Origin of the sequence: Streptomyces sp. NPDC059850, assembly GCF_042731515.1 — a bacterium.
Lineage (GTDB): Bacteria > Actinomycetota > Actinomycetes > Streptomycetales > Streptomycetaceae > Streptomyces.
The window spans coordinates 21,698-46,334 of record NZ_JBHWJI010000021.1 but is presented as its reverse complement, the minus strand read 5'-3'; the positions used below and the strand labels follow the sequence as shown (position 1 = coordinate 46,334).

Annotated in this window: 22 protein-coding genes; 8 read left to right on the top strand and 14 right to left on the bottom strand. The window is 73.1% G+C overall.

Annotated elements, in window-relative coordinates:
* Nucleotides 1–3: 3 nt before the first annotated feature.
* Nucleotides 4–975 (top strand): antibiotic biosynthesis monooxygenase, encoded by a 972-nt coding sequence (locus tag ACFV9T_RS19345; RefSeq protein ID WP_385441804.1) that lies wholly within the window; start codon nucleotides 4–6, stop codon nucleotides 973–975.
* 46 nt (nucleotides 976–1,021) lie between these two features.
* Here ACFV9T_RS19345 and ACFV9T_RS19340 read toward each other — a convergent pair whose 3' ends face one another.
* Entirely contained in the window at nucleotides 1,022–3,073 is a 2,052-nt protein-coding gene (locus tag ACFV9T_RS19340; protein WP_385441802.1) for a phosphocholine-specific phospholipase C, read from the bottom strand.
* A gap of 176 nt (nucleotides 3,074–3,249) precedes the next feature.
* Here ACFV9T_RS19340 and ACFV9T_RS19335 point away from each other — a divergent pair, with 176 nt between their 5' ends.
* Nucleotides 3,250–4,443, top strand: a complete 1,194-nt coding sequence (locus ACFV9T_RS19335; protein ID WP_385441800.1) for a CapA family protein — start codon at nucleotides 3,250–3,252, stop codon at nucleotides 4,441–4,443.
* Here the strand turns inward: ACFV9T_RS19335 and ACFV9T_RS19330 are convergent.
* From ACFV9T_RS19330 to ACFV9T_RS19315, 4 genes are all read right to left on the bottom strand, one after another.
* On the bottom strand, nucleotides 4,373–5,368 hold the full coding sequence (locus ACFV9T_RS19330) for a YbhN family protein (protein ID WP_385441799.1): 996 nt from the start codon (nucleotides 5,366–5,368) through the stop codon (nucleotides 4,373–4,375). The two genes, ACFV9T_RS19335 and ACFV9T_RS19330, sit on opposite strands and share 71 nt — an antisense overlap.
* A 12-nt stretch (nucleotides 5,369–5,380) precedes the next feature.
* Nucleotides 5,381–6,619, bottom strand: a complete 1,239-nt coding sequence (locus ACFV9T_RS19325; protein ID WP_385441797.1) for a glycosyltransferase 87 family protein — start codon at nucleotides 6,617–6,619, stop codon at nucleotides 5,381–5,383.
* Nucleotides 6,616–8,082 carry a polyprenol phosphomannose-dependent alpha 1,6 mannosyltransferase MptB gene (gene mptB, locus ACFV9T_RS19320; protein WP_385441794.1) on the bottom strand — a complete coding sequence of 489 codons (1,467 nt, stop codon included), beginning with the start codon at nucleotides 8,080–8,082 and terminating at the stop codon, nucleotides 6,616–6,618. Before mptB ends, ACFV9T_RS19325 begins: the two co-directional genes overlap by 4 nt.
* Before the next feature lie 132 nt (nucleotides 8,083–8,214).
* Nucleotides 8,215–9,450: an NAD(P)/FAD-dependent oxidoreductase gene (locus tag ACFV9T_RS19315; RefSeq protein WP_385441793.1), complete on the bottom strand. Its 1,236-nt coding sequence runs from the start codon at nucleotides 9,448–9,450 to the stop codon at nucleotides 8,215–8,217.
* Nucleotides 9,451–9,782: 332 nt separating this feature from the next.
* Between ACFV9T_RS19315 and ACFV9T_RS19310 the strand changes: the two genes are divergently transcribed.
* Nucleotides 9,783–11,717 (top strand): FUSC family protein, encoded by a 1,935-nt coding sequence (locus ACFV9T_RS19310; protein ID WP_385441791.1) that lies wholly within the window; start codon nucleotides 9,783–9,785, stop codon nucleotides 11,715–11,717.
* Nucleotides 11,718–11,822: 105 nt separating this feature from the next.
* Entirely contained in the window at nucleotides 11,823–12,212 is a 390-nt protein-coding gene (locus ACFV9T_RS19305; protein ID WP_385441788.1) for a tautomerase family protein, read from the top strand.
* Here ACFV9T_RS19305 and ACFV9T_RS19300 read toward each other — a convergent pair whose 3' ends face one another.
* The 3 genes from ACFV9T_RS19300 to ACFV9T_RS19290 are packed head-to-tail and all read right to left on the bottom strand — an operon-like array spanning nucleotide 12,213 to nucleotide 14,935.
* On the bottom strand, nucleotides 12,213–12,881 hold the full coding sequence (locus ACFV9T_RS19300; RefSeq protein WP_385441787.1) for an alpha-ketoglutarate-dependent dioxygenase AlkB family protein: 669 nt from the start codon (nucleotides 12,879–12,881) through the stop codon (nucleotides 12,213–12,215).
* Nucleotides 12,869–13,396 carry a methylated-DNA--[protein]-cysteine S-methyltransferase gene (locus tag ACFV9T_RS19295; RefSeq protein ID WP_385441785.1) on the bottom strand — a complete coding sequence of 176 codons (528 nt, stop codon included), beginning with the start codon at nucleotides 13,394–13,396 and terminating at the stop codon, nucleotides 12,869–12,871. The genes ACFV9T_RS19300 and ACFV9T_RS19295 overlap by 13 nt, the downstream gene beginning before the upstream one ends.
* 60 nt (nucleotides 13,397–13,456) lie before the next feature.
* Nucleotides 13,457–14,935 carry an AlkA N-terminal domain-containing protein gene (locus tag ACFV9T_RS19290; protein ID WP_385441783.1) on the bottom strand — a complete coding sequence of 493 codons (1,479 nt, stop codon included), beginning with the start codon at nucleotides 14,933–14,935 and terminating at the stop codon, nucleotides 13,457–13,459.
* 106 nt (nucleotides 14,936–15,041) lie between these two features.
* On the opposite strand from ACFV9T_RS19290, the gene ACFV9T_RS19285 reads away from it, so the two are divergent.
* Complete coding sequence (locus tag ACFV9T_RS19285; RefSeq protein WP_385441782.1) at nucleotides 15,042–16,256, top strand: DUF4032 domain-containing protein; 1,215 nt, start codon at nucleotides 15,042–15,044, stop codon at nucleotides 16,254–16,256.
* A 34-nt stretch (nucleotides 16,257–16,290) separates the two neighbouring features.
* Here ACFV9T_RS19285 and ACFV9T_RS19280 read toward each other — a convergent pair whose 3' ends face one another.
* The 3 genes from ACFV9T_RS19280 to ACFV9T_RS19270 form a co-directional block, all read right to left on the bottom strand.
* A complete protein-coding gene (locus ACFV9T_RS19280) occupies nucleotides 16,291–17,049 on the bottom strand; it encodes a thioesterase II family protein (RefSeq protein WP_385441781.1) in 759 nt (252 codons plus the stop codon).
* 155 nt (nucleotides 17,050–17,204) lie between these two features.
* Nucleotides 17,205–18,020: a RimK family alpha-L-glutamate ligase gene (locus ACFV9T_RS19275; RefSeq protein ID WP_385441779.1), complete on the bottom strand. Its 816-nt coding sequence runs from the start codon at nucleotides 18,018–18,020 to the stop codon at nucleotides 17,205–17,207.
* A complete protein-coding gene (locus tag ACFV9T_RS19270) occupies nucleotides 18,017–18,916 on the bottom strand; it encodes a RimK family alpha-L-glutamate ligase (RefSeq protein WP_385441778.1) in 900 nt (299 codons plus the stop codon). The genes ACFV9T_RS19275 and ACFV9T_RS19270 overlap by 4 nt, the downstream gene beginning before the upstream one ends.
* A 171-nt stretch (nucleotides 18,917–19,087) precedes the next feature.
* Between ACFV9T_RS19270 and ACFV9T_RS19265 the strand changes: the two genes are divergently transcribed.
* Nucleotides 19,088–20,236: a PfkB family carbohydrate kinase gene (locus tag ACFV9T_RS19265; protein ID WP_385441776.1), complete on the top strand. Its 1,149-nt coding sequence runs from the start codon at nucleotides 19,088–19,090 to the stop codon at nucleotides 20,234–20,236.
* Nucleotides 20,233–21,156, top strand: a complete 924-nt coding sequence (locus ACFV9T_RS19260) for a pseudouridine-5'-phosphate glycosidase (RefSeq protein WP_385441775.1) — start codon at nucleotides 20,233–20,235, stop codon at nucleotides 21,154–21,156. Before ACFV9T_RS19265 ends, ACFV9T_RS19260 begins: the two co-directional genes overlap by 4 nt.
* Here the strand turns inward: ACFV9T_RS19260 and ACFV9T_RS19255 are convergent.
* Nucleotides 21,149–22,003, bottom strand: coding sequence for a methyltransferase domain-containing protein (locus ACFV9T_RS19255; protein WP_385441774.1), 855 nt, complete (start codon nucleotides 22,001–22,003; stop codon nucleotides 21,149–21,151). The two genes, ACFV9T_RS19260 and ACFV9T_RS19255, sit on opposite strands and share 8 nt — an antisense overlap.
* Before the next feature lie 28 nt (nucleotides 22,004–22,031).
* Between ACFV9T_RS19255 and ACFV9T_RS19250 the strand changes: the two genes are divergently transcribed.
* Nucleotides 22,032–23,522 carry a PLP-dependent aminotransferase family protein gene (locus tag ACFV9T_RS19250; RefSeq protein ID WP_385441771.1) on the top strand — a complete coding sequence of 497 codons (1,491 nt, stop codon included), beginning with the start codon at nucleotides 22,032–22,034 and terminating at the stop codon, nucleotides 23,520–23,522.
* A gap of 56 nt (nucleotides 23,523–23,578) precedes the next feature.
* On the opposite strand, the gene ACFV9T_RS19245 is transcribed toward ACFV9T_RS19250, so the two are convergent.
* Both ACFV9T_RS19245 and ACFV9T_RS19240 read right to left on the bottom strand, forming a co-directional pair.
* Entirely contained in the window at nucleotides 23,579–24,238 is a 660-nt protein-coding gene (locus tag ACFV9T_RS19245) for a PhzF family phenazine biosynthesis protein (protein ID WP_385441769.1), read from the bottom strand.
* 10 nt (nucleotides 24,239–24,248) lie between these two features.
* On the bottom strand, nucleotides 24,249–24,614 hold the full coding sequence (locus tag ACFV9T_RS19240) for a hypothetical protein (RefSeq protein WP_385441768.1): 366 nt from the start codon (nucleotides 24,612–24,614) through the stop codon (nucleotides 24,249–24,251).
* Nucleotides 24,615–24,637 lie beyond the last annotated feature (23 nt).

Below are 24,637 nucleotides of genomic sequence, written 5' to 3'. Positions count from 1 at the left end.
GCGATGAACACCCAGAACCTCGAAGACGCCGCGGCGACGGTCATCATCGGTCAGAAAGTCGTGCCCGGCCGGGAGCGGGAGTACGAGGCGTGGCAGCACGAGGTCAATGCCGCGGCCGCCGACTACGCCGGATACCTCGGTGCCGAGATCTCCCCGCCGACGCCCCGGCAGTCCGACTGGGTCGTCGTCTACCGCTTCGACTCGATCGCCCATCTGCAAGCCTGGATGAACGGCGCGACCAGGCAGCGCTTCCTCAATTCCGGTCGCGAGTACTTCGACGGTCCCGGAACCCAGCAGGTCATCAGCGGCGGCACCCAGCCCGCCGATCCGCTGGTGACCGTGGTGGTCACCCACCGCGTCCACCCCGACCACGTCGACGGCTTTCTCGAATGGCAGCGCCATCTGAACCAGGAGGAAAGCAAGTTCGAGGGATTTCGCGGCACCGAACTCTTCCGCCCCATCGAGGGGCTTCAGGACGAATGGATCACGCTGTACCGGTTCGACAACGCCGAGCACCTCGATGCCTGGCTGACCTCGGCCAGGCGGCGCGAAGTCCTCGCGGAAGGCGAGAAGTTCAAGGACTTCGAACTGCGCACGATCGACAACTCGTTCGGCAGCTGGTTCGCCTTCGAGGAGAACGGCAAGGAAGCGCCGCCGCCCTCCGAGACCAAAACCGCCATCGCCGTGTGGGTGGGCCTGTATCCGACCGTGGTGCTGCTGACCCTCGCCCTGTCCCCGTTCCACTTGCCGCTCTGGCTCGGGCTGCTGGTGGGGAACCTGCTGTCGAGCTTCATCATGAGCTTCCTCACGATGCCCTACTACGTGAACCGGCTGCTCAAACGGTGGCTGCGACCGTCGCCTGACCAGCCCAAGGCGAGGACCAATCTCATCGGCCTCGGCATCGTCGCCGCGGTGACCGTGTTCTGGGCCGTGGTGTTCTACGTCGTGACGACGCAGATCTGGACCTTGCCCTGACCCGGCGCTCCGGGCTCACCGCCGTCAGCCCGGAGCGGGGGATGGTTCAGCCGGTGGTGAGGGCGGGGTCGCTCAGCCCCGCGCGTCCCGTCTCGACGTGGCCCGCGAGGCGGTATGCGAAGGTGCGGTCGTGGTCGGACACCACCGTCAGGTCGTACCACTGGTGGCTGCGGCGCAGATCCGCGGTGTGCGTCACCCGCGCGCCCGGGCGCAGCCGGTAGGTGTCCGCCTGGCCATCTCGATGGCCGTCCCGGACGGTGAGCCGCACCGTGGTGCGGCCCGGGTTGCTGAGGGCCACCCTGAGCTGCCCGGTCCGGCCGTCGTGCCGCGCGCTCACCTGCGGGCCCGCGTCATCGAGCGCACCCGCGAACCGGCGCAGGAAGCCGTCAGGACCGTGCACCTCCATGTCGTAGCCGTCCTTGCCCGGCGCCGCGCTCCACTCACCGGACAGCCGCTTGCCCGCCTCCACGGTGTACCCCCACGGGCCGCCCGGATGGCTGCGGGAGGTGACATGGAAGTGGGCGCCCGCCCGGCCGTGGCTGGCGAAGTCGATCCGCAGGGTGCCGTCCGCCGAGGTGGCGTCGGCGGCCAGGTCGTACGGCAGCGGCCGGGTGGGGCGCCGCCCGGACTCCTGCCGGGGCAGGACGGGCTCGGCGGGGACCGTGGGCACGTAGTCGGGGTGCCGGTTGTGGTCCTTCGGCAGGTAGCCGCTGGTGTCCGGCATGGACGGCATGCCCGGGTCGGTGCGGCCGAAGTCGAACGCCGAGGTCAGATCGCCGCACACCGCGCGCCGCCATGGCGAGATCTGGGGCTCCCGGACGCCGAACCGCCGCTCGATGAACCGCAGGATCGAGGTGTGGTCCAGGGTCTGCGAGCACACATAGCCGCCCTTGCTCCACGGCGACACCACGAGCATCGGGACCCGCTGCCCCAGCCCGTACGCCCCGGCGACCTGCGCGGACGAGCCGGGGAACAGCTCACCGGAGGTGGACACGGTCGAGGCGCCGCGCCCGGGAGAGGGGGCGTACGGCGGCACGATGTGGTCGAAGAAGCCGTCGTTCTCGTCGTAGGTGATGAGCAGCGCCGTGCGGCTCCACACCTCGGGGTTCGAGGTCAGCGCGTCCAGCACCTGGGCCACGTACCAGGCGCCGAAGTTCGCGGGCCAGTTGGGGTGCTCGGTGAACGCCTCGGGCGCCGCGATCCAGGACACCTGGGGCAGGGTCCCGGCCTTCACATCGGCCTTCAGCTGGTCGAAGTAGCCGTCGCCCTTCCGGGCGTCGGTGCCGGTGCGGGCCTTGTCGTAGAGCGGGTTGCCGGGCGCGGCGTTCCGGTACTGGTTGAAGTACAGCAGCGAGTTGTCGCCGTAGTTGCCCCGGAAGGCGTCGTCGATCCAGCCCCAGCCGCCCTTGGCGTCCAGCCCGTCGCCGATATCCTGGTAGATCTTCCAGGAGACCCCGGCCTTCTCCAGCCGCTCGGGATACGTCGTCCAGCCGTACCCGGCCTCCGCGTTGTCGAGCACCGGGCCGCCGCCCGCCCCGTCATTGCCGGTGTAACCGGTCCACATGTAGTAGCGGTTGGGGTCGGTGGAGCCCATGAACGAGCAGTGGTACGCGTCGCAGATGGTGAACGCGTCGGCCAGCGCGTAGTGGAACGGGATGTCCTCGCGGGTGAGGTACGCCATCGTCGTCGCCGACTTGGCGGGCACCCACTTGTCGTACGCGCCGTCGTTGAGCGCGGCGTGGGTGTCGCCCCAGCCGTGCGGGAGGTCCTGGAGGAACTGCAGGCCCAGGTCGTCGGCGTCGGGCCGGAACGGCAGGATGTCCTTCGTGCCGTCGGACTGGTGCCACACCGGCTTACCGCTGGGCAGGCTCACCGGCCGCGGATCGCCGAATCCCCGCACCCCGCGCAGGGTCCCGAAGTAGTGGTCGAAGGAGCGGTTCTCCTGCATCAGGACGACGATGTGCTCCACGTCCCGCAGGCTGCCGGTGCGGCGGTTCGCCGGTATCTCCGCGGCGCGCGCGATGCTCGCGGACAGCAGGGGCAGGGCGGTGGTGGCACCGGCCAGTTGCATGAATCTTCGACGGTCCATCGATGTCATGGGAATCCGGTCTCCTGTGGCGTCCGAAGTGGCGCGGGCAACCGGGGCAGTGTCGTCCGCCCGGCTGACGTGTACAACGGCGCCTGGAAGAAACGGCGGAAAAGCCTAGTTGAACTGTGGCCGCGACATCCAGGACGCCGCGACGTTCAGGACAGGCGGCGCATTACCGTGGAAGTATGCGCGGCGACGCGGTGACGCTGTCCCTCTGCGGCGATGTGATGCTCGGCCGTGGTGTCGACCAGATCCTGCCCCACCCCGGCGATCCGGCGCTGCGGGAGCCGTACATCCGTGACTCCCGGGCCTATGTCGGGCTGGCGGAGGCGGCGAACGGCCCCATCCCGAGGCCGGTCGGCTTCTCCTGGCCGTGGGGAGAGGCGCTGCCGGTGCTGGACCAGGCCGCGCCCGACGTCCGGGTGGTGAACCTGGAGACGAGCGTCACCCGTGGCGGCGCGTTCGCACCCGGCAAGGAGATCCACTACCGGATGAGCCCCGCCAACCTCCCCGGCCTGGCCGTGGCCCGGCCCGATGTCTGTGTCCTCGCCAACAACCATGTGCTGGACCGAGGACGGCCCGGCCTCGACGACACCCTCGACTCCCTGGCCGCCGCCGGGATCCAGGTGGCGGGCGCGGGCCGGGACATGAGGTCGGCACGCCGCCCCGCGGCCGTCCCGGCAGGTAGCCACCACCGTGTCCTGGTCTTCGCCTGCGGGACCGCCTCCAGCGGCATCCCGCCCGGCTGGGCGGCGCGCGGCGAGAGGTCCGGCGTCGACCTGGTGTCCGAGCACACGGCCGATGACGCCGCCGCGCTCGCCCGCCGGGTACGGCAGCTCAAGCGGCCCGGTGACCTCGCCGTGGTCTCGATCCACTGGGGCACCAACTGGGGGTACGACATCCCCGAGGACCAGATCCGCTTCGCCCACGCCCTGATCGACGGCGGCGTGGACCTCGTCCACGGCCACTCCTCCCACCACCCCCGCCCGCTGGAAATCTACCGCGACAAGCTGGTCCTCTACGGCTGCGGCGACCTCATCGACGACTACGAGGGCATCGGCGGCTACGAGCGGTACCGGGACGATCTGCGGCTGCTGTACTTCGCCACGCTGCGGCCGGCCACCGGCGCGCTCCTGGAGCTGCGGATGGTGGTCTTCCAGGCCCGGCGGATGCGGCTGCGCCGCGCCCCGCACGAGGACGCCGCATGGCTCGCCCGCACCCTCGGCCGTACCGGCTCCGCCCTGGGCACCCGTATCGCCCTCGGCCGCGACGACGTGCTCACCGCGCACGGCGTCCAGCGCCGGTCGGTCAGAGGACCTTGGAACGGACCAGGGCGCCCAGCACCAGCGCGCCCGGGACCAGCGGAAGCCACAGGGTGATGAAGCGGTAGGCGAGCACCGTGGAGGTGGCGGCCTCGACCGGGGCGCCCGCCGCGACCAGCGCGATCACCAGCGCCGCGTCGACCGAGCCGATGCCACCGGGGGACGGCACCAGGGCGGCCACCGCCGAGGCGGCCAGATAAGCGAGCATCACATGCGGCGGCCATACGTCCAGCTCCAGCGCGAGCGCCACCGCCACCAGACCGGCCGCCTGCAGCAGCGGGAACGCCAGCGAACCGCCCCACAGGGCCAGCACCCGGGACGGCCGCAGATGCAGGGAGCGGGCGTCGGCCAGCGCGGTGCGCAGGAAGTCACGGATCACCCGGCGCACCCGGCCGATCATCAGCAGCCCAGCCACCAGGACGACCGCCCCCGCCACCGCCGCCCACACCACCAGCCCGGCGGTCCGCTCGGGCAGCACCGGACCGATGCGCAGCGCCTCCGGGAAGGCGGCGAGCAGCATGAGCAGCAGCAGGATCCGGGTGACGGCCTCCGCCAGGAAGTACAGGGCGAGCGCGGCCGAGGAGCGGGCGGGCGGAAGGCCGCAGCCCGTCATGAAGCGGATGTTGACCGCGCTCGCCCCGATGCCCGAGGGCAGCAGATGGTTGGCGGCGCCCGCCGCGAACTGGGTGGCGAGCAGCCGCCGGGCCGGAAGCCGTTCCAGCACCGTGCCCTGCCGGGCGAACGACACCGCGACCCAGCCGAGACCCGTCGTCGCGACCGCCGTCAGCAGCCACCACGGGTCGGCGGTGAACATCTGACGGGCACCGGAACCGATCAGCGACCGGTGCTGGGCCACCCAGACGGCGACCGCGACCAGCGGCAGCAGGCACAGCACCTGGCGCAGCGGAAGCCGCCGGTACAGGGGGAGCGGCGCGGCGCGCCGGATGGGTGGCGGCTGCTGGACGGGCACTGTCGGCTGCATCGTTCGTCCCCCCTATCCCGTCGCCGGGCGCCCGGTCGAGGCCGACCGCGGTGCCGGGGCGGGCGCCGGGGCCGTACCGGGCGCCGCCTCCCGCAGCGGCAGCGCCAGCAGCAGCCCGAGACAGATCCACACGTACGCGTTGCTGCCGAGGAAGCCGGTCACGCCGGTCGCGTCGAACCGCCACAGCCACACCAGGCTGCTGCAGAGGATCACATAGACCACCGCCGCCACCCGCAGCAGCGTCCGCCGCCGCTGCGGTGGCGTATTCGGCCGCATCCCCGACTCGGCGAGCACGATGAGCGCCGGGATCAGCCACACCAGATGGTGCACCCAGGTGATCGGGCTGACCAGGCAGGCGGCGATCCCGGTGAGGGCGTAGCCCGCCGGTTCGTCGCCCACGGCGGCCGCCTGCCGCACCCGGTACGCCCACACCGCCAGCAGCGCCACCACCCCGGCCGCCCAGATGGCGCCACTGGGCTCCACCGGGGCCACGAGCCGCGCCAGCACGCCCTCCCAGGACTGGTTCGAGACGTACGACAGCACCCCGATGCGGTCGGTGTCCCACAGCGCCTCGGTCCAGTAGACCCGGGAGGCGCCGGGCGCCGCCCCCGCGGCGAGCAGCGTGGCGCCGATGGCGGTGGCCGTGGCGACGGCGGTGGCCCGCCACCGCCGGGTGACCACGAGATAGACGATGAAGATCGCCGGGGTGAGCTTGATGGCGGCGGCGAGACCGGTCCCGAACCCGGCGAAGCGGCCGTTCCCCGTGGCCAGCAGCCGGGCGTCCAGCAGCACCAGGACCAGCAGCAGCAGATTGACCTGCCCGAAGCTGAAGGTGTCCCGGACCGGCTCCAGCAGCGAGAACAGCGCGCCCGCCACGGTGAACGCGAACCACATGTTCCAGCCCTGACGGCGCACGACCGGTCCGATCAGCCAGGTCAGGATGACCGCCGAGGCGGCCACGTTGAGCAGCATGCTGACGCTGACCGCCGCCGGCCAGCTCAGCAGCGTCATCGGCAGCATGCACAGGGCCGCGAACGGCGGATAGGTGAAGCCGTAGTCGGCCCCGTCCGCGCCGGGCGTGGTGAAGTCGTAGATGTGGCCGTCACGCAGCCACTGGCCGACCGCCCCGTAGTAGACGCCCAGGTCGAACCAGTCCCGGTGCAGGGGTACGAAGGCCAGGAAGAGCGCCGCGGCCGTGGTGAGCCCGGTCGCCAGCAGCAGCCGTCCGCGGGTCGTGGTGGGCCCCGTCATGCCGAACGCTCCGGCCAGTGCGCGCCCTTCGCGGAGGCCAGCCCGGGCCCGGCGGGGAACCCCGGCGCCCAGCGCGCACACCACAGCACGCACAGGGCCAGCGCGCCACCGCACACCGCGAACGTGAGCTGCCGGGAATCCGGTGCGAAGCCGCTGGGCAGTACGGCCAGCGCGAGCACCCCGCTCACCCCGGCCACCGCCCGCCGCACCCAGCCGCTGGGCGCGGCCGCGGCGATCAGGAACAGCCCCCACAGCAGGTACCAGGGCCGGATCGCCGGGCCGAGCACGGCCACCGCCGTCAGGCTCAGCCCCAGTGCGTACAGGGGGCCGCGGCGTGGTGGCCGCAGCCAGACGACTACCACCGCCACCGCGGTCGCGAGCAGCCCCAGCGCGTGCCACACCGGGGTGGCCAGCGGCGCCAGGCCGCTGCCGCCCGCGTGCAGCAGGGCGCCGGTGGCCCGGCCGAGTGCGCTGGTCAGCGCCCAGTTGTCGGCGGAGGCAGGGGTGGAAAGGGCCCCGATCCAGCCGTAGCCGGTGCCGGTGACCGCCGTGGCCACGCCCGTGGTGACGAGCGCCAGCGCCGCCGTGGCGAGGAAGACGCCGACTTGTCGCCTCCGGACCGTCATCCGGCGCGCCCACAGCGAGGCCACCGCCAGCAGGCCGAGCGCCGCGGGCGCCTTGACCAGGGCCGCGAGCGTGACCAGGACGGCGCCGCAGGCGGGCCACCGGCCGGTCGCGGCCACCAGCCCGGCGCCGAGCAGCCCCAGCATCACCGCGTCGTTGTGCGCCCCGCCCACCAGATGCAGCAGCAACAGCGGATTGAGTCCGCCCAGCCACAGCGCGGCGCCCGGGTCGGTGCCGCAGCGGCGGGCCAGTACGGGCAGGGCGAGCACCATCAGCGCCACCCCGACCAGTGCCATCAGCCGCAACCCGAAGACGCCCAGGACCAGTTCGGCGCGCGAGGCATGCGCGATCGCGCTCTCGAAGGCCAGCGAGACCGGGCCGTACGGGGTGGGTGTGTGCTGCCACACCGGCGCCACTTCGGCCGCGATCGGCCCGCCGAGCCGTACCGGGCCATGGGTGTAGACGTCGATGTCCGCGTGCACCATCGCGCCCTGGGCGAGATAGCTGTACACGTCCCGGCTGAACAGCGGGGGAGTGGGCAGCAGCGGGGCCGCCCAGGTGGCGAGCGTCAGCAGCAGACTGCGGACGCCGGGCGGCCGCGGACCGCGCACCTCGCGCCCGAGCCACCACCAGGCCGCCACCAGCAGCACCAGTCCGAAGTAGGTACTGACCAGGCCGAGCGCGGCTCTTCCGGAATCCGGCGTGAGGACATCCCCCACGGGCAGCGCTCCGGCCGTCGCGCCACCCGCGGCGAGGGCGACCGAGCCCGCGAACCCGAGAAGCCGGCAGTGGTGCGGAGCGATGGTGACACCTTGGACGAGAACACGACGGACCAGCACCCGCCCCACACTTGCCGTGACGTATGGCCGAAACGTGACGTCGCGGTCACCGGTGGCTGACCGGGAGGTGTCGGCCGGGGCGCCCGCCCGAGCCGGGCACCCGCTCGGGCCGCGTCACCCTCCCGAAGCGCGTCACCCGCCCGGGCCGAAGGCCCCCACGAGCGCTCCCACCGGGGGCGCGCTGCGCTCGATCGACGACCAGGGCGCCTTGTCGGCCACCAGCTGACGGAGTTCGAGCACTTCACACGGGCTGTTCCAGCCCAGCACCCCGACTACCCGCCCCCGGTGACCGTAGGCGACCACGAAGTGGCGGTCGTCCAGTGCGCCGTGGAGCACGGCGAGTTCGGCTTCGGCCGGAAAGATGCCGTACGCCTCGATGTGGGCGTCGTACTGGTCGGTCCAGAAATGCGGTACGGGAGCGAACGGCACGTCGTCGCCGAGCAGGTTACGGGCGACGGCCTGGGCCTGCTCGGTCGCGTTCAGCCGGTGCTCAAGACGCATGCGGGCGCCGAAGTGTTCGTTGTACCAGGAGGCGACGTCACCGGCCGCGTAGACGCCCGGCGCCGCCCGGCAGGCGGCGTCGCACTCCACGCCGTTGTTCAGGGCCAGCCCGGACCCGTTCAGCCAGCCGACCGCCGGGACGGCGCCGATGGCGACCACGACGAGATCGGCGCGGAGCGCCGTCCCGTCGGTCAGTTCGAGCCCGGTGACATGGCCACCGGCCGACAGGAACCGGGTCACCCCGGTGCCGCAGCGCATGGACACGCCGTTGTCCCGGTGCAGCTGCCCGACCAGCCCCGCGATCCGGTCGCCGAACTGGCGGCGCATCGGCACCGGACGCGGATCGATCATGGTGACGTCCAGCCCCATCCGGCGGGCGGCCGCGGCGGCCTCGGCGCCCAGGAACCCCGCCCCGACCACCGCCACCACGGGCCTGCGCTGGAGATCGGCGCGCAGGGCGAGCGCGTCGTCGAGGGTGCGCAGCAGATGGACCCCGGCCAGGTGGTGGGCGTCGGGCAGGCCGCGCGAGGTGACCCCGGTGGCGATGACCAGGGTGTCGTACGGGACGCTGTCGCCGCCGTCCAGCAGCACCCGCTCCGCGAGGGTGTCGAGCCCGGTGGCGGACCTGCCGAACAGCAGCTCCGCGTCGAGCGCGTCCAGTTCCTCGTCCGTGCGGAGCTTGATCCGGTCGTGTTCCCAGGTGCCCGCGAGGATCTGCTTGGACAGCGGCGGCCGGTTGTAGGGGGTGTGCGGCTCGTCGCCGATCAGGGTGAGCCGTCCGCCGTAGCCCAGTGAGCGCAGCGTGACGGCGGTGGTGAGCCCGGCCACCGAGGCGCCCACGATGACCACGCTGCGAGGGGTGCTCATGACGCGGCCAGGGCGATCGCCGGGCGGACCTGATCTGACGTCACGTGCACGGAGTTCTCCACGCTTGGGGTATCGGTCGCTCGGGACGATCGTTCTGGAGAGCGGCGACTCGGAGGCTAGTTGGCCTTGTGTGCACAGCACAACACGCTGCGTTGAAAGATGGCCAATGAGGGTCACATATGAGCCTGGCATGTGCACGAGCGGGTAAGCGCTTCGATAAACCCGGTCAAAGCGGCTTACCTGGCGGAAACGTACAGGTTACGAAACGTCCGCTCGGCTCACGTACCGTCGAGGACCGTACCGATCACACCGAACCGGAATACGGAGAATCCTTGCGCGCGCTTCCCGCCCTGCCCGACTGGCTGACGCACCCCCTGCGCGGGGTGCGGGCCCTGCGGGGCCCCGTGCCCTGGCCGGCGGTGCTGCGCGGAGCGCTCGGCGTGGGCCCCGTGGTGGCGGCGGGAGTGGCCACCGGCAACACGCCCGCCGGGGTGACCGCGGGCCTCGGCGCCATGTTCGCGCACATCAACGACCGCCCGGCCACCCGCCGCACCCGCACCGTACGCATCGGGCTCCCGGCCCTCGCGGGAGCCCTCGGCCTCTTCACCGGGGCCTCGTTCAGCACGCTCGGGCTCGGCCCGTGGATCGCCCTCGCGCTGGCCACCGTCGGACTCGTCTCCGGCGCCCTCAGCGCCATCGGGCCGGTGTGCTCGGCGGCCGGAGTGCAGCTGATGGTGCTCGCCGTGGTGGGCGCCGGGATGCCGCTGCCCGAGCCCCCGCCGGTGCGCGCGGGCATGCTGCTCGTCGGCGCCACCTGGGTCATCGTGATGGCCTCACTGCTGCCCAAGGCGCTCCGGTTCCGCCCGGCGGCCGCTCCCGGGCCCGACGAACGTGGCGCGGTGGCCGCCGTGTACGACGCGCTCGGCGACCTGATGACGGTCGTCGGCACCGAGGGCGCCCAGTCCGCGCGGCGCCGCCTGACCTCCGCGTACGACGCCGCGTACGAAGCCCTCTACGGCCACCGCCTCCCGTGGCAGCGCCCCGACGAAGAGGAACGGCGGCTGCGGGACCGGCTCGCGGTGGCCGGAGCGCTGACCGAAGCCGCGCTGACCCTGCTGTGGGAGAACGAACCCCTGCCCGACCGGGTCGCCCGCACCCCCGCCCAGCTCGCCCGCTCGGTACGCACCGGACTGCCCCCGGGCCGCCTCCCCGCCCCCGTCCCCAGCACCGCGGGCAGCGTCGCCGTCCACCGCGCGATCGTGCTCGCCGCCCGCGTCTTCGACGGCGAACCCGCGCCCCCGGTCGGCGCCGTCGGCCCCGGCCCCCGGCAGCGGCTGCGCCGGATGCTCGGCGCCGCCGGACGGGAGTACGCGGCCCGGGTCGCCCTCTGCGTCGGCGTGTCCACCCTGCTCGCACGCTCCCTGCCGGGCGACCACTGGTACTGGCTCCCCGCCACCGCCACCTTCCTGGTCAAGCCCGACATGGGCCCGCTGGTCTCGCGCGCCCTCTCCCGCGCCTTCGGCACGGCGCTGGGCGTGGCCGTCTTCGGTGTCCTCGCCACGCTGCTCGGCCACACGACCGGGGTGGCCGGGCTGTGGCCGGTCGCGGTGGCGGCGGTGTGCGCCGCGCTCATCCCCGTCTCCGTACGCCACTTCGCGCTCCAGACTGCGGTCCTCACCCCGCTGCTGCTGTCCCTCGTCTACCTCGGCGGCGACACCGACCCCGGCTACACCCGGCTCACGGACACCCTGCTCGCCTGCGTGGTCGTGCTCGCCGCGGGTGCCCTGCCAGGACTCGGCGGCCCGCGCGCCCAGGTGTCCGTCCGGCTCTCCCTCGCCGTCCGCGCCACCCGCGACCACCTGGACCGGGTGCTGACCGCCGAAGCGCCCTACGCGGAACGGCTGCGGCTGCGCCGCGAGGCCTACCGCGCACTGGCCGACGCACGCCGCGCGGTGACGGTGGCGAGCGCCGAACACCCGCCGTTCGGCCGGGACTTGGCCGCCTGGGCGCCGGTGGTCTCGGCGCTGGAGGAGATCGTCGATGCCGCCACCGCGTGCGGTGTCCGGCTCGACCAGGGCGCGCCGTATCCCGACGCGGAGCTGATCGCCCGGCTGCGCGCCGGTCTGTCCGACCTCGCCGACGCGGTCGCCGCCCGCAGGCCCCCGACGGACCTGGTCCTGCCCGCCGGGGCGGCGGTGACGGACTGCGCCACCCTCGCGGACGTCACCGCGGGCCTGCGCAGGGCCCGCCGCCTGGCCTCGAACTAGGCCTTCACCGGCCCGTGTGGCGCCGCCGGTTCTCGGTACCGCCCGTCTGTACCTACTAGTATGTACAAACACCTCGCCGGACCCCACCGAAGGAGAGCCGCTGCCATGCCATTCGTCCGTATCGACGCGCTGAGGGCCGACCGCGAGCGGCTCGACGCGCTCGGCCGCGCCGTGCACGACGCCCTGACCGAGACGATCGGCTTCCCGCCCGACGACCGGTTCCAGGTCCTGACCAGCCACGACGGCATCAGCAGCACACTGCGCTACGACGACTACCTCGGCGTGCCCCGTGACGAGGGCATCGTGTACATCGCGCTCACCATGCGCTCCGGGCGCAGCCCCGCCCAGAAGCAGGCCCTGTACCGGCGGATCGCCGAACTCGCCCAGGAGTACGCGGGGACCGAGCCGCGCAACGTGTTCATCACCCTGACCGAGAACACCTCGATCGACTGGTCTTTCGGCTACGGGGAAGCCCAGTACGCGGACTCTCCCTGATCAGGCACTGCCCTCGGGCAGGCCGGTCTCCCGCAGGGTGATGTTCAGCCGTCCCGTCGCGAGCCCCGTCGACGGGTCGCCCGTGCCCGGGTGGACCCTCGGCACCCCGTGGTACGCGTAGCGGGACGGGCCGCCGAAGACGAACAGATCGCCGGAGGCGAGTTCGACATCGGTGTACGGCCTCGTACGGGTCTCGGTGTTGCCGAACCGGAAGACGCAGCTGTCGCCGATGGTGAGCGAGACGACGGGCGCGCTGGACCGCTCGTCCTTGTCCTGGTGCATGCCCATCCTGGCCTGGCCGTCATAGAAGTTGATCAGCGCGGTGTCGGGGGTGTAGCCGCCCCCGGCCGCCTCGTCCTCGTACGCGTCGCCCAGCGCACGGCGGCCCAGCGCCACCAGCCAGTCCGGGAACGGGGCCACGGGCGCGCCGTTCACATCGTCCGCGGTGCGGGTGTAGCGGTAGGGCTGCCAGTGCCAGCCGACGCACACGGTCCGCACGGACATCACCCCGCCGTTCGGCAGCCTGGTGTGCCGGATCGGCACCGGGCCGGTGGCCCAGGCGCGGCACGCCACCACGAGTTCGCGCTGCTCGTCGAGGGTGAGCCAGCCGGGGACATGGACCGCGCCGGGCGCCACGCGCAGCCGGGGCCGGGGGATCAGCGCGTCCATCGGTTCCCGGCCGTGGCGCCCTCCAGGTGCAGCAGCCGCTCCTTGCGCTCCAGACCGCCCGCGTACCCCGCCAGCGAGCCGTTCGCGCCGATGACGCGGTGGCAGGGCCGTACGACCAGCAGCGGGTTGCGCCCGATGGCGGTGCCCACGGCGCGGACGGCGGCGCGCGAGGCACCGGCCTGCTCGGCGATGTGGCCGTAACTGACCGTCGTACCGTACGGAATCGCCTCCAGGGCCTGCCACACGCGCTGCTGGAACTCCGTGCCGCCGGGGACGAATTCCAGGTCGAAGCGGGTGAGCGTGCCCGCGAAGTACGACCGCAGCTGGTCCACGATCCCGGCGAACGCCGCGTCGTCGCGCCGCCAGCCGTCCCGCACGGTGGCCCCGCGGGTCTGCTGGGGGACCGAGAGGGAGGCCAGCGCGGTGCCGCCACGGGCGGTGGCGGACGGGGCGCCCACCAGCAGCAGTTCGCCCAGGGGACTGTCGAGCGTCGTGTACATCGTGCTGAGGGCCATGGCCCTGTCCTTTCCTTGCGTGTGTTCACCAAGCTCGCGTGTGTGCGAAAGCCCGCGTGGTCACGAGGTGGTCCTCGGGGCGTTCCAGAGGTGGTGCATGGCGTACGAACGCCACGGCCGCCAGCGCTCGGAGTCCTCCAGGAACGCCCCCGCGCGGCGCGCCCCGGCCCGTACCGCCACGTCGCCCTCCAGCAGGACGTCCGGGTCGTCCAGCGCCCGCATCCGGATGTAACCGGCCGTCCACGGGCCGATGCCGCGCAGCGCCAGCAGCTCCTTCTCGGTCCGGTCGCGGTCGGCGCCGGTGTCGAGCCGTACCGCCCCGGTGGCGAGCGCGGTGGCCAGCGTGCGCAGGGTCGCGCGCCTGCTCTCCGGCATGCCGAGGTCGGTGAGCGGGCTGTCGGCGAGGTCGTCGGCGCCCGGGAAGAGATGGGTGAGCCCGCCGCTGGGCTCGGTGAGGGGCGTGCCGTACGCGGCGACCAGGGCGCTGCCCAGCCGCTGCCCCGCGGCGACCGACACCTGCTGGCCGAGCACGGCGCGGACGGCCAGCTCATGCGCGTCGGCGGCGCCCGGTGAGCGCAGCCCGGGCCGCGCCGTCACCAGGGGCGCCAGCGCGGGGTCGGCACCCAGCCGCTCGGCGACCGCGTACGGATCGGCGTCCAGGTCGAACAGGCGGCGGATCCGCTGGCTCGCGGTGGTCAGATCGCGCAGCTCGGTCAGGTGCAACCGGCACTCCAGCCACCCGTCGCCGGGGCGCTCGTCGACCTCCACGACACCGCAGCCGTGCGGCAGCCGCAGGGTGCGGCGGTAGGTGCGGTCGCCGGGCTCACCCACGACCTCCTCCACGCCGGTGAGGGCGCGGCGGGCGAGATAGCCGAACACCTCGGCGGTGGCGTACGGACCGCGGTACGCGAGCCGCAGCGGCACCCCGGCCGAGGCGGCCCCCGGCCCCCGCCGTCCCACTGCCCCGAACCGGGCGGCCCTGCCCGGTCCGGCGGCGCGCAGCTCGGTCGGGGTGGCGGCGTAGATCTCCCGGATGGTGTCGTTGAACTGCCGCACACTGGCGAACCCCGCCGCGAAGGCGATCTCGGCGGCCTGCAGGCCGGTCGTCTGCAGCAGGATCCGCGCGGTGTGGGCGCGCTGCGCGCGGGCCAGCGCGACCGGCCCGGCCCCCAGCTCAGCGCCCAGCTGCCGCTGCACCTGACGGGCGCTGTAGCCCAGCCGCGCGGCCAGCCCGGCCACGCCCTCCCGGTCGACCACCCCGTCCCCGATCATCCGCATGGCCCGCCCGACGGCGTCCGCCCGGGCGTTCCACTCGGCGGAGCCGGGCACCGCGTCGGGACGGCAGCGGCGGCAGGCCCGGAAACCCCCGCCCTGCGCCGCGGCCGCGGTCGGGAAGAAGCGCACGTTCTTGCGGTGGGGCGTGGTCGCCGGGCAGCTCGGACGGCAGTAGATCCCGGTGGTGGCGACGGCGAAGAAGAACTCGCCGTCGAAGCGCGCGTCACGGCTGCACACCGCTTCGTACATCGTGTCTTCGCTCATCACACCCCTACTGTGCGCCATCCCGACCCGCTGCGCTGGCGGAAATCGGACACGACGCTCCCTCGCCCTGAGGAGGTCGCACACCTGTACCGCACACTGTTGTCCCATGGAGCTCCAGATCACCGCGACCTCGCCCGAGCAGCCCGCGTCCCTGCTCGATCTGCCGTGGAACACGCCGCTGGAGAAGTGGCCGGAGGAACATCTGGTCGCCCTGCCGCGCGGTATCTCCCGCCACGTCGTGCGGTTCGCGCAGGCGGGCGCCGAAGTGGTCGCCGTCAAGGAGGTCGGGGAGTGGGCGGCGGTGCGCGAGTACGGGCTGCTGCGCGACCTGGACCGGCTCGCCATCCCGGCCGTGGACGCGCTCGCGGTGGTCACCGGGCGGACCGACAGCGACGGGGAACCACTGGAGCCGGTGCTGGTCACCCGCCATCTGGTGGGGTCGCTGCCGTACCGGTCGATGTTCGAGACGACCATGCGGCCCAGCACCATCAAGCGGCTGCTCGACGCGCTGGCCGTGCTGCTGGTGCGGCTGCATCTGGCCGGTTTCGCCTGGGGCGACTGCTCGCTGTCGAACACCCTCTTCCGGCGCGACGCGGGCGCGTACGCCGCGTATCTGGTGGACGCCGAGACCGGGCAGATCCAGCCGAAGCTCACCACCGGGCAGCGGGAGTACGACGTGGAGGTGGCCCGGGTGAACATCGCCGGGGAGCTGATGGACCTGGAGGCCAGCGGCTCGCTGCACCCCTCGGTCGACCCGGTGCTGTTCGGCCAGGCCATCGAGGAGCGGTACACCGCACTGTGGCACGAGCTGACCCGGCAGTCCGTCTATCCGGTGGCCAAGCGCCGCTACATCGACCGGCGGGTGCGGCGGCTGAACGAGCTGGGCTTCGACGTGGCCGAGATGCAGATCGAGCGCTCACCCGACGGGGACACCGTCACCTTCCTGCCCAAGGTCGTGGACGCGGGCCACCACCAGCGCCAGCTGCTGCGGCTGACCGGCCTCGACGCGGAGGAGAACCAGGCCCGCAGCCTGCTGAACGACCTGGAGGGGTGGATGGCCACCCAGGACGACTACGCCCCCGGCGATCCGCTCGGCGCCCGCCCGGAGGTGCTGGCCCACCGCTGGGTGCGCGACAAGTTCCGGCCGACGGTGCGCGCCGTACCCCTGGAGCTGCGCGGCTCCGCCGACATCGCGCAGATCTACTACGAGGTGCTGGAGCACCGCTGGCTGCTGGCCGAACGGTGCCAGGGCGACGTGGGTCTGAAAGCCGCCGCCGAGGACTACACCCGCAACGTCCTCGGCAACCGCCCGCCGGGGTGACCGGCGGGCGGATACGCGTCAGGGCCGTACCGGGTCAGGGCCGCAGCGCGGACAGCGTCTGCGAGATGGACGCGATGACCCGAGGTGCCTCGTTGTTGAGGTAGAAGTGGCCACCGGAGTACGTGTGCATCTCGAACCCGCCGCTGGTGTGCTCGCTCCACTTGCGGGCCTCGTCGACCGTCGCCTTGGGGTCGTTGTCGCCCACGTGGACGTGGATGGGAGCGGCGAGCGGGGGGCCCGGCGTGTACCGGTAGGTCTCCGCGGCCTTGTAGTCGCTGCGGATCGCCGGAAGCACCATCCGCAGCAGCTCCTCGTCCCCGAGGACCTGCGAATCGGTGCCGCTGAGCGCCTGCATCTCGGCGATCAGGCCGTCGTCGTCGCGCAGATGCACCGACTCGTCGCGGTGCGCGGACGGCGCGCGCCGCCCCGAGGCGAACAGCGCCACGGGGTTCACGCCCTTCTGCTCCAGGCGCAGCGCCACCTCGAAGCCGAGCGTCGCGCCCATGCTGTGCCCGAAGAGCGCGAGCGGCTTGTCCGTGTACGGCAGCAGCTCGGGCACCAGCGCGTCGGCCAACTCGCCGATGGTGCCGACACACTCCTCGTTACGGCGGTCCTGGCGGCCCGGGTACTGGATGGCGAGTACGTCCACGCCCGGCGCGAGCGCCTTCGACACGGGGAAGTAGTAGGAGGCCGATCCGCCGGCGTGCGGCAGGCAGACGAGTCGCGTCGTCGCGTCCGGCGCGGGATGGAACTGCCTGATCCACAGACTGGTGCCGGTGGGGTTTGCGGTCACCTGACGTCCTTTCGTGCCGCTGGTCCAAAACGACGTGCGCTCGCGCGCACGCACACGGATTCAACCCTGCCGCCTCGGCCCGAACGTCTACAACCCCTATTTTCCGGACGGGTTGCCCCTAGGGTCCCTGGGGCCCCTAGCGCCTCTGGAGCCCCCTAGAGCTTCTGGAGCGGCACTCGTACGGGCCCGCTGGCGGCCGCGCGCACCGTCAGGGCCGCCAGCGCCTCCGGTGCGCCCGCCTGCCCCCGTATCCCCGGGAACGCGTTGATGTCCACGATCACCGGGCCGTCCGGCCCGCGCAGCACATCCACCCCGTACACCTCCAGCGCGAACACCGAGCCGACCCGCCGCACCAGCTCCAGCCACCCGGGCGGCAGTTCGTCCAGGGGGAGCGGCAGGGTGAGACGGCCCTCCTTGCCGACGGTCAGCTCGGAGGTCCGCAGCGCGGCGAACACCGTGTCCCCGACGGCCCACAGCTTGTGGTCCCAGCCGTCGTTGGGTGTGAAGTCCTGGACCACCACCGGCTCGTCGGGCCATGCGGCGGCCAGCTCCGCCAGCCGTTCGGGGCCGTCGACCCGGGCCACCAGATCGTGGCGGCGGCTGTGGCGGCTCTTGACCACCACGGGGTACGCGAGCCGCGCCGCGTCGAGCCGTGCGAGCGCGGACACCGTACGGGTCTCCGCGAACGGCAGGCCCGCCTGCCGCGCGAGCGACGCCATCGCCGTCCGGTCCTGGCACAGTTCCGTGGCCGCGGCGGAGTTCACCACCGGCGCGCCGCGCTCCTCCAGGGACCGGGCCAGCGCCAGCGCCCTCGGCGTACGCGCCTTCAGCAGATAGACGTCGGCGAGCGCACCGGGCACGGACACGGCCTCCGGGCTCACCGCGAACAGCTCATGGCGCGGCGTCAGCAGGGCCGCCGCGTCGGCCAGGAGCTGATGGTCCGGGTCGGCGGTGAGGAGACCGACCCTCATCCGGTGCCCCCGACCGTCGCGGGCAGCTGCACCGGCATCCGCACCGGCCCGGGAAGGGCGCCGAGCACCGCGCAGGGGCCGGTTCCGCCGCGCCGGGCCAGCTCCAGGACGGCGCGCCCCACCCGGGAGGCCGCGTCCGGCACCTCCTTGAAGCTGGGGAAGTCGTTCACATCGACGACCACCGGGCCGTCCGGCCCGAGCAGGATGTCGACCCCGTACAGATCGAGCCCGTACACCGTGCCGACCTCGGCGGCGATCGCGGCCACTTCGGGGGACAGCGCGACCCGGCGGCCCCGTACCTCCGGATCCGGGCCGAGCGGCGAGCCGCGCTCGGTCGCGTACAACTCGCCCCCGACGCAGTACACCTTGAGGTCGATGCCCGAGTTCGGCACATAGGGCTGGGCGATCAGCATGCCCTCCTGGGCCAGTTCGGGGCCGAGCGCCGTCAGCCGGTCCGGCGACGGCACCAGCCGCACCGCCCGCCCCGAGCTGCCGTCGGCGGGCTTGACCACCAGCGGGTACTCCGCGTCCGGGATCTCCGCCAGCGCTTCGGGCCGGGCCGCCGCCCAGGTGTCCGGCACCGGCAGGCCACGGCTGCGGCCGATCGCCGCCGCGAGGGCCTTGTCCCGCACCCCGCGGATGGACCGCGCGTCGTTGACGGTGGTGAGCCCGACCGAGGCCGCGGCCTCCAGCAGCGTCAGACCGGGCCCGCCGGACACGGTCTTGAGCACCCAGGCGTCATGGCTTCCGGCCTGTACGGCGTCGGATATGCGCATCAGGGAGCTGCCGGGCCGCAGGACGTCCACCTGGTGGCCCCAGGCGGTGAGCCGATGGATCACCTCTTGCGGCATGCCGTCGCGGCGATACCGCTCCTCCACCAGAAAGCAGAGTCTCATCGGCCTTCTTCCTCATTACCGGACACATCCCCCGGGCTGCCGCCGAGCGGGTCCGGCAAGCCGTGGACCCACAGGATGTCATCACCTGTTCTCCCGTCATTTCCTGCCCCACCCGGTTGGTCCTCGGCCATCCTCTGTTTATCGCGCTAAGTTTCCTTTATTGTCCTGAACATGATGCTGACGCGACGGGAGCGGGAAGTTCTCGCGCTGCTGCGCCGGGACCCCCTGTGCGGGGCCCAGGCCATCGCCGACGCCCTCGGCACCACCCGGGCGGCGGTCAATGTCCACCTCTCCAACCTGGGCAAGAAGGGCGCCATCCTCGGGCGCGGCTACATCCTCCGCCAGGAGCACGCGGTGGTGGTCGTCGGCGGCGCCAACGTCGACGTCAAGGTGCGCGGCCTGGCGCCGCTCGCGTACCGCACCAGCAATCCGGGCCACGCCCACACCAGCCCCGGCGGCGTGGCCCGCAACGTGGCGGAGAACTTGGCCCGGCTGGGCACCCCGACCCATCTCATCGCCGCCGTCGGGCAGGACCCGGCGGGGGAGCGGCTGCTGACCGAGACCCAGGCCACCGGGGTACGGATCGACCACGTCCACCGTGGTACGCACCCCACCGGCACCTATACGGCGGTGCTCGACGCCGACGGCGAACTGGCCGTGGCCATCGCCGACATGGCCGCCACCGACGGGCTCGGCCCCGAGCATCTGCAGCCCGCGCGCGAACTCATCGGCAACGCGAGCATGCTGGTCCTCGACGGAAATCTTTCCGCTGCGGCGCTGGCCTACGCGCTGGACATCGCGAGCGCCGCCGGGGTCCAGACGGTCATCGACCCGGTGAGCGTGCCCAAGGCGGCGCTGCTCGCCCCGCTGCTCGCCGCCGGGCGCCCGGTCTTCGCCGTCACCCCGAACGTGGCGGAGCTGGGCGCCCTCACCGGCCATGACACCAGCGGCGACGGGGAGTTGACCGAGGCGGCGGCCGCGCTGCACGAGCGCGGCGTCCAGTACGTATGGGTGCGGCTCGGCGAGCGCGGTTCGCTGCTCAGTGGCGCCGAGGAGGGCGTCACCCAGCTGGACGCGCCCCCGGCGGAGGTCCAGGACGTGACCGGCGCCGGTGACGCGATGCTCGGCGCGTTCGTTCACGCCCTGCTCACCGGCGAGGACCCGGTGGCCGCCGCCCGCTACGGCCACGCCGCCGCCGCGCTGACGGTGGCGACCACCGCCACCGTACGGCCCGATCTGACCCCGCGCCTCGTCGAGGACGCGCTCACCCCGCGTCTCGCCGACGACGCGCGACACGCCCCACCGCGGAGGACGACATGACCACCCCCCACCCCCGGCTGACCCTCACCCAGGAAGTCCGGGAGGCGCTGCGCGACGGACGGCCCGTGGTCGCGCTGGAGTCCACGATCATCAGCCACGGCATGCCGTACCCGCAGAACGTCGAGATGGCCACCGAGGTCGAGGCCATCATCCGCGCCGAGGGCGCGGTCCCGGCCACCATCGCCGTCCTCCACGGCACCCCGCGCATCGGACTGGACCGCGCCGACCTGGAACTGCTCGCCACCGACAGGTCCGTGGGCAAGGTCAGCGTGCGCGACCTCGCCCATGTCATGGCGCGCGGCGGCCATGGCGCGACCACCGTGGCGAGCACGATGCGGCTCGCCGCGCTCGCCGGGATCCGGACCTTCGTCACCGGTGGCATCGGCGGGGTGCACCGCGGGGCGCAGCAGTCCTTCGACATCAGCGCGGACCTCACCGAGCTGTCCACCACCCCGGTGGCGGTCATCAGCGCCGGAGTGAAGAGCATCCTCGACATCGGTCTCACCCTGGAGACCCTGGAAACCCTGGGCGTGCCGGTGCTCACCCTCGGCACCGATGACTTCCCCGCGTTCTACTCCCGGGTGAGCGGCTTCACCTCCCCGCTGCGGGCCGACTCCCCGGAGGAGATCGCCGCCGTGATGCGCGCCCAGTGGGACCTGGGGCTGACGGCCGGGCTGAGCATCGCCAACCCGGTCCCGGAGGCGGACGAGATCCCCGCCGAACGGATCGACGGCATAATCGACCAGGCCCTCGCGGAGATGACGGAGGCGGGCATCGGTGGCAAGGACGCCACGCCCTATCTGCTGGGCCGCATCGTGGAGCTGACGAAGGGCGAGAGCCTGCGCACGAACATCGCGCTCGTGAAGAACAACGCCCGGCTCGGCGCGCGGATCGCGATCAGCTACGCGGCGCTCAACTGAGCTGCGGAGATGGCGGATTGACCGCGACCGCCTTGAAGAAGGTGTAGTGGAAGGTGCCGTCCGTGGCCGCCGTGCGGTGCAGATCGGCGATGCCCCGGTCCCAGTCGGCGGCCGTGGACACTCCGGCGGCCAGCGCGTCCTCCCGGACGGACGCCACCATGGCGATGAAGGTGTTGCGGGTGAACGCCTCGACCAGGTCGGGCCGGGTCCCGTCGGCGTAGACGGTTCGCGGCCGTACCGTGACGTCGTGGAACCCGGCATGGGTCAGCAGCGGCTGCAACTCCCGCCCGATCAGGGCGTTTCCGCCCGCGTCGGCCTGCAGCCGGTTCAGGACGCCGATCGCCGCGTGGGCGTAGGCGCTGTGCGGGTGGAAGAACGCCGAGCCATGGTCCCCCTCGATGACCGTGACGGTGCCTCCCGGCCGCAGCACCCGCCGCAGCGCGATCAGCGCCTTGCGCGGGTCCGGCAGATGCTCCAGCACGAAGCACACGAAGAGATGGTCGAAGGCGGCGTCGGGGAACGGCAGATCGAACAGATCGGCCCGATGCCACGCCACGTCGGCCCCGGGCACCTCGGCCGCCACCCGGGCGCGGGCCTGCGCGAGCGACGTCTCGGACACGTCGACCGCCACCAGCCGCGCCCCCGGGCTGTTCGCCGCCAGCCGCACCGTCTGCGCGCCGACCCCGCACCCCACCTCCAGCACCCGGCTCCCCGGCGGATACGCCGTGCCGGTGTGCAGCGACTCCGCCAGGACATCGGCCTGATCGCCCAGCCGCCGGGCCTCCTGATCCGAATAGCCGTGGACATAACCGACCGCTGTCATCCCGTGCCCTTCACCCATGCTCATAGGGCGATCGTGGCCGCACAATGGACCGATGGACAGGTCCAATGAAGGTGCTGTCAACAGGTCCATAGCGCCCGGCGCCGACTTCCTGCAGCTGGACCTCGGCGACGCGCCACCCGGCGGGCTCGCCGACTGGCTCGCCCGGCGGCTCCGGCGCGCCATCGCCGACGGACGGCTGCCGATCGGGTGCAGGCTTCCGGCCACCCGGGTGCTGGCCGCCGAACTGCGGGTCTCCCGGGGCGTGGTGACCGAGGCGTACCGGCGGCTCACCGAGGACGGACACGTCGCCGGGCGCGGGCGCGGCGGCACCGTCGTCGTCGCCGCTCCCGTTTCGGTACGTCCGCCCATACGGACGCCGCCGCCCGCCCCCGCGACGGCGGGTGGCGTGTTCACCACCGAGCCCGGGGCGGACGTGTTCGACGCGCTGCGCGCGGTCCCGGCCCGGATCGATCTGTCGCCCGGTGTCCCCGACCTCACCGCGTTCCCGCGCACCGCGTGGCTGCGCGCCGAACGCACCGTCCTCGCCGCCCTCACCGCCTCCGACTTCGGATACGGCGACCCGCGCGGCACCCCGGCGCTCCGCCTCGCCATCGCCCACTGGCTGGCCCGCAACCGGGGGATCAGGGCCGAGCCCGACGAGATCGTGGTCGTCTCGGGCACCACCCAGGCGCTCGCGCTGCTCGGCCGGGTGCTCGGCGACGACGGAATCCGCGAGATCGCCGTGGAGGACCCCGGATCGCTCGGGGTCCGGCAGCATCTGCGCCACACGCGGCTGGACACCCCACCGGTCCCGGTCGACGCCGAGGGCATCAGGGTCGACGCGCTGCGCGCCCGGGGCGCCCCCGCCGTCCTGGTCACCCCGGCCCACCAGTTCCCCACCGGCGTGGTGCTCGGCGGTCGGCGGCGCCGTGAGCTGACGCGGTGGGCGGAGGCGGGCGGGCTCGTCATCGAGGACGACTACGACGCCGAGCACCGCTACGACCGGCCCCCGGTCCCGGCCCTGCGCTCGATGCTGCCGGAACGGGTCGCGTACGTCGGAAGCGTGTCCAAACTGCTGGCCCCCGCGCTGCGCACCGGCTGGCTGATCCCGCCGCCCGCGTACCGCGACGCCCTCGTCGAGGCCAAGCGCTACGCCGACCTCGGCAACGCCGCGCTGCCCCAGCTGGTGCTGGCCCAGCTGATGGAGTCGGGGGCGATGGAACGTCAGCTACGGCTGCTGCGCACCCGCCACCGCCGCCGCCGGGACGCGATGATCGACGCGATCGGCGCCCGGCTGCCCGGCGCGGTGGTGCACGGCGCCGCGGCGGGACTGCATCTGATGGTCACCTTCGACGCCGGGTTCGCCGACACCGACCTCGCCGCCGCCGCGCTCGCCCTCGGGGTGAAGGCACAGCCGCTGTCCTGGCACAGCCAGCGCCGCCCGCACCGGCCCGGCCTGGTGCTGGGCTACGCCGCCCGCACGGCCACGGAGATCGCCGAAGGCGTGGCCCTGCTCGGCGACGCGCTGCGCGCGGTGCGCTGAGGCGGGCCCGGGGAGTCGCGGGCCCGGGGAGCGGCGGGCCCCGGGAGCCCCTTACGTCACAGCGGGCGGACCTCGGCGAGGGCGACCCGGCCGCCGATCTCGATGGAGCCGTCCGGCTGGGGGCTGGTCAGGATCTGGGAGCCCTCGCCCTGCGTGATGTTGAGCGCGCGCCCCAGTTCGCCGGAGAGGACCAGCGCGGCGGCACCGGTGGCCTCGTCCTCCACGATCCCGTCGCCGCGGCGCGGGAAGGCGCGGGCGCGTACCCGGCCCGCCGGTTCGTCCTGCCAGGCCCACGCGTACAACCAGCCCTCGCCCTCCGGAGGGGCGGGCAGGGCGTCGACCTCGGCGGGGGAGGCGTACTGCTGGGTGCGCCGCCCGGACGCCCACGCGGGGTGGCCGCCGATCCACGTGAACTCGCCGTCCTGGCGGGCCGGGACCTCGCCGACCGGCGGAAGCAGCTCGGGGAGGTCCAGCAGCCAGGCGGCGCCCACCAGCGGATGGCCCGCGAAGGGCAGCCGGACACTCGGGGTGTAGATGTCGACGACGCCGCGTTCCGGATCGTCGACGAAGACGGTCTCACTGAAGCCCAGCCGGGCGGCCAGCTCCTGCCGCGCCCGCTCACCGGGCACGGCGCCGCCGTCGCGCACCACGCCGAGTGCGTTGCCGCCGTGGCCGCTGGGGCCGCAGAAAACTCTGAGTACGTCGAGATCCGTCATGGCCGCGACGTCAGACGTTCAGCTCGTGCTCGATGCGCTTCAGCCCGTGCCGGGCGAGCGCCAGGTTGGCCCGGGACCGGTCCAGGGCCAGGTAGAGGAAGAGCGACCCGTGGCTGACGGAGATCAGCCGGATGAGGTGGTACTGCGAGCCCAGCGTGATCAGGATGTCCTCGATGGCGTCCGTGATGCCGAGCGTGGCGAGGGTGCGGACCTTGGCGCGGACGACCTCGGTGTTGCCCGCCGCGGCGATCTCGAGGTCGATTTCCTGGCCCCCGCCGATCGACCCGAGCGACATTCCGCTCTCGTAGTCCACGAGCGCGGCCCCCAGGGCCCCGTCGATGGCCATCGCTTCTTTGAGGGCGCTCTCGATGTTCATGTGCTTCCTTCGCGTGGCTGCTG